This window comes from Streptomyces sp. MS191, from assembly GCF_008042125.1.
In the GTDB taxonomy this organism is placed as follows: domain Bacteria; phylum Actinomycetota; class Actinomycetes; order Streptomycetales; family Streptomycetaceae; genus Streptomyces.
In genome coordinates this window covers 1-3,785 of the sequence record NZ_RDBI01000058.1, presented here as the reverse complement: position 1 = coordinate 3,785, position 3,785 = coordinate 1, and the positions used below count along the sequence as shown (strand labels likewise).

The window sequence follows — 3,785 nt, the reverse complement described above, 5'->3', positions numbered from 1 at the left end:
GGGCGGGGCTCCGAGGTGCCCGACGGCGTCGGGCCGGGGGCGCCGTGCTCCAGCGCCGCGCGCAGCTCGATGACGAACTCCACGCACGTGTCGTACCGCTCCTCCGGGACCTTCGCCAGCGCCTTCCCCAGCACCGTGTCGGCCGCCTCCGGCAGGCCGGGGCGCTCCGCCGACACCGGCGGCGGCGGGTCGTACTGGTGGGCCCAGAGCAGCGCCATGTCGTCGTCCCTGCGGAACGGCGGCATCCCGGTCAGCGTCTCGAAGACCACGCAGCCCAGGCTGTACACGTCGCACCGGCCGTCCACCGGCTTGCCGGAGATCTGTTCCGGGGCCACGTAGTCCAGCGTGCCGACGAACTGGCCCACCGTCGTCAGGCCGGTCAGCGACAGGGACTTCTTCGTCAGGCCGAAGTCCGTGAGGTACACGTGCTCCGGGTGGTCCCGGTCCGTTCCCTCCGCGACCAGGATGTTGCCCGGCTTCACGTCCCGGTGGACCAGGTCGTGGGCGTGCGCCGCGTCCAGCGCGGACGCCACCTGGGCGGCGATCCGGCCCGCCGTCGCCGGCGGCAGCGGGCCCTCGCGGTCCAGCAGCGCCCGCAGGTCCTGCCCGGCGACGTACCGCATCGCGATGTACAGCACGCCCTCCGTCTCGCCGGCCTCGAACACGGGGACGATGTGCGGGTGGTCGATCGCCGCGGCCACCCGGGACTCGTGCGCGAACCGCTTGCGGAAGGTGTCGTTGCGGGCGAGTTCGGGCGCCAGCAGCTTCAGCGCGACCGTGCGGTCCAGTCGCAGGTCCCGTGCCCGGTACACGACCGCCATCCCGCCCCGCCCGATCTCGCCCTGGACGAGGTAGCCCGCGATCTGCTTCCCCACCAGCCCCGACTCTCGGCCCGCCGGCAGATCCGCGCCCCGGGTGGCCCCGGCCATCAGCGCTCACCCGGCAGGTCCCCGGGGTCCACGACCCGGGTGGGCGGCGGGCCCGCCGGATCGGTCCGCGGCCGGTCGCCCTCCTCGTCGAACCGCTCCACCACCTGCGTGGGCTCGTGCCCGGCCGCGGCCGCGGCCGCGGCCGGGGCCGCATCGGCCGGTACGGCGGCCGCCGCCGACGGAGCGGCCGACGCCGCGTACGTGGTCAGCCCCGTCCCGTCGCAGAACACCCACCGTTCGTGCTCGGCGTCGTACAGCCACACCGCCTCGCCGTCCACGACCATCCCGATCCGCAGCCCGCGGGTGCGCCGCCTGAAGGCGTCGCCGTCCGTGCGTCCCGCCGCCAGCTCCTCCGCCGCGCGCCGGTAGCGGCCCAGGGACTCCTCGGCCCGGGCGATCAGCTGGCGGGGGTCCGCGGTCCGCGCGAGCGGCTTGCGGGCCTCGGGCGGGTCGACGGGCACCGCGACCAGCAGGCGCGCGTCGACCCACGCCGACCAGCCGTTCGAGCACAGGATCCGGCCCCAGTCGCCGACCCGCTCCGTCAGCTGCACGGGCAGGAAGGCGTCGAGGGGCTCGGTGGGCAGACCGGGATCGGGGGCCTCCCACGCGGGCAGCCCGTCGCGCGGCACGACGTGCGTCGGCCGGAAGTCGGGGACGTACTCGGGGACGGGGGGTGTGACGGGGAAAGCCATGGACCGCCTGCCTTCGCTGTGCGGGACGTACGACGGCCTCGGACGGGCCGCGGGATCCGGGCTACTTCCGCATGATCACCGGCTCGTGTCGGCGCAGCAGGCGCGCGACCACGAATCCGAGCACCAGACAGAGGACCACCAGCATCCCCATGTCGAACAACCAGGCCTCCAGGGTGTGGTGCATCAGCGGATCGGTCGTCTTGTCGCTCGGCGCGATCTCGCCGATGTCGATGGTCGCCCCCATCGCCGCGAACGCCCATCGCGACGGCACCAGCCAGGCGAGCTGCTCCAGGACGGGCGCCCCGCGCACGGTGAGCAGCGCGCCGCAGAAGACCACCTGGACGATGGCGAGGAGGACCAGCAGCGGCATGGTCACCTCCTCCTTGCGCACCAGCGCCGAGACGAGCAGCCCCAGCATCATCGCCGTGAAGGCGAGCAGGGCGACCGCGAGGGTGAGTTCGACCAGAGGGGGGAGGAGCACGCCCTTGCCGTCCGGCACGTTCAGCGGCACGCCGATCAGGGCGACCAGGGTCAGTACCACCGCCTGCACGACGGTGATCGTCCCCAGGACGACGATCTTGGACATCAGATACGCGGAACGCGACAGGCCGACGGCTCTCTCGCGCCGGTAGATCGTGCGCTCCTTGACCAGCTCGCGCACCGCGTTGGCCGCACCCGTCAGCACACCGCCGACACACAGGATGAGCAGGACGTTCAGGGTCGACTCGGGGTTGAGGCTGCCCTCCGACAACGCGCGGGCCATCGCACCCATGACGAACGGCAGGGCGACCATGATGATCAGGAAGGTCCGGTCGGCGGCCAGCGCGGCCGCGTACCGCCTGACGAGCGTACGCAGCTGGGAACCCCAGCTCTGCGCCTTCGGCGGCGGTCCGGGTTCCGGCACCGCGGCCGGACCCGACGCGGGCAGGCCCGGCCGGTCCATCGCGTCCGCGACGTACTGCCGGTGGAAGCGGGAGGCGCGGTACTGCCCCGCCCAGTCCCGGTCGCGCTCGTTCTCGAAGGCCTCGAAGGCCTCCGGCCACTCGTCGAAGCCGAAGAACTCCAGCGCCTCGTCCGGCGGTCCGTAGTAGGCGATCCGGCCACCGGGCGCGAGCACCAGCAGGCGGTCGCAGACGTCCAGGCTCAGCACGCTGTGCGTGACGACGATGACCGTACGGCCGTCGTCGGCCAGCCCCCGGAGCATGTGCATCACCGAGCGGTCCATGCCCGGGTCGAGGCCGGAGGTCGGCTCGTCGAGGAAGAGGAGCGAGGGCTTGGTGAGCAGCTCGAGCGCCACGCTGACCCGCTTGCGCTGCCCGCCCGAGAGGCTGTGGATGGGCTGGTCGACCCGCTCGCCCAGGCCGAGCTCGCGGATCACCTCGTCGACCCGGGCCCGGCGTTCGGACGCCGCGGTGTCCTCGGGGAAGCGCAGCTCGGCCGCGTAGCCGAGCGCCCGCCGCACGGTGAGCTGCAGGTGCAGGATGTCGTCCTGCGGGACGAGGCCGATGCGCTGGCGCAGTTCGGCGTAGTCCTGGTAGAGGTCGCGGCCGTCGTACAGGACCGTGCCGCGGTCGGCGGGCCGCTGCCCGGTGAGCGCGCCGAGCAGGGTGGACTTGCCGGCGCCGGAGGGCCCGACGACGGCGAGCAGGCACTTCTGCCCGACCGGGAAGGAGACGTCCTCCATCAGCGTCTTCTTCCCGTGGTCCACGGTGACGGCGAGATCCTGCACGTCGAGGGAGACCTCGCCGGTGTCGGTGAACTCGACGAGCTTGTCCCCGAGCAGGCAGAACGCCGAGTGCCCGATGCCGACGATGTCGTCCGGGGTCACGCGGGAGCGTTCGACGCGCCGGCCGTTCAGGTAGGTGCCGTTGTGGCTGCCGAGGTCGTGGATCCAGTACGTCCCGTCGGCCTGTGCCAGCAGCTCGGCGTGCCGCCGCGAGACCACCAGGTCGTCCACGACCAGGTCGTTGTCCGGCGCGCGCCCGATGCGCACGGTCCGGGTGGGCAGCGGCCGTACGGAGGTGGGCTGCCGGAAGGTCCCCGTGGCGCCCGGGTGGGACACCGACGACGGCCGGGGCGGTGTACGCGGCGGCGCGGGCGCCGGCGGCCCCGGGACCGGCATCGGCGGGGGCGCGGGCGCGGGCCTGGGGGGATCGGGCTCCCG

General features: G+C 73.6%; 3 protein-coding genes. All 3 read right to left on the bottom strand.

The window, feature by feature from the left end; genetic code table 11:
- Positions 1–929 (bottom strand): serine/threonine-protein kinase (locus tag EAO71_RS25970; RefSeq protein WP_147980293.1); only part of this gene is annotated, 929 nt, incomplete at its 3' end.
- Positions 929–1,621 carry a hypothetical protein gene (locus EAO71_RS25965; RefSeq protein WP_147980248.1) on the bottom strand — a complete coding sequence of 231 codons (693 nt, stop codon included), beginning with the start codon at positions 1,619–1,621 and terminating at the stop codon, positions 929–931. The genes EAO71_RS25965 and EAO71_RS25970, both read right to left, overlap by 1 nt.
- Before the next feature lie 61 nt (positions 1,622–1,682).
- Positions 1,683–3,785: ATP-binding cassette domain-containing protein (locus tag EAO71_RS25960; RefSeq protein WP_147980247.1), on the bottom strand; the 2,103-nt coding region annotated here is incomplete at its 5' end.

What these genes read in the sequence shown, in the direction of transcription:
- EAO71_RS25965 (WP_147980248.1), bottom strand. Translation starts at nt 1,621, where the DNA reads ATGGCTTTCCCCGTCACACCCCCCGTCCCCGAGTACGTCCCCGACTTC.